Raw genomic sequence first — 742 nt, forward strand, 5'->3', positions numbered from 1 at the left:
TTTTATTTTCTTAAAGGGATAGGAAGTGCTTTGAAACCATTCTCTCCCTTTTAATTTAAACCACCCTAAAGAAGCACTTTTTAAGAGATTATCGCTTAAAGTAGCGTCAAGTTTTTTCACTAAATAATACCAAAAACGCTAAAAAGGATTTTACATCAAACTCTCCCCAAAAATAAAAACTAAAGATTAAAAAGCGAAAGTAGTGGGGATTGGCAAAAAGAAAGATCAAACCCCCAAAAAAAGAATTTAAAAAAAAGACTTCAAAAAAGCTTTAAAATGAAACCCCCTAAAAAAAGAGGGTTTAAAAAAAGAGTTTAAAAAACGAAGGGGTTTAAAAACAAAGAATTTAAAAAACGAAAGGGTTTAAAAACAAAGAATTTAAAAACAAAGGGTTCAAAATAAGAAATCCCTTAAAAAAGGGAGTTCAAAAAAAGAGAGTTCAAAAAAGAAACCCCCCAAAAAAGAGGGTTAAAAAAGGGAGTTTCACAAAGGGTTTTTAGCTTCTAGTAAGCGAACACGTAATTCAAATACACGCTATAAAGCCTGCGGTATTTGAGTTCAGCCCCCATAAAGGAATAGTAATTGGTGTTGATGGTGGGGATTTTAAGCCCTAACTCAATGCCATGCTGAGCCGCATGATCGCTGTCTTTTTTCTTGGGCCTGGCTAAATTCATCCTCACTCCCATGTTGAATAAGAATTGGAAATTCGCCACGTTCATTTTAGCGTTATAGACATTATTCA

Annotated in this window: 1 protein-coding gene; it reads right to left on the bottom strand. The window is 33.6% G+C overall.

The window, feature by feature from the left end; translation table 11 throughout:
- Positions 1–503 precede the first annotated feature (503 nt).
- On the bottom strand, positions 504–742 hold a 239-nt coding region (locus QT76_RS07800), incomplete at its 5' end, for an outer membrane beta-barrel protein (RefSeq protein ID WP_033621564.1).

Origin of the sequence: Helicobacter pylori SA37A, from assembly GCF_000476015.1 — a bacterium.
GTDB lineage: Bacteria > Campylobacterota > Campylobacteria > Campylobacterales > Helicobacteraceae > Helicobacter > Helicobacter pylori_DB.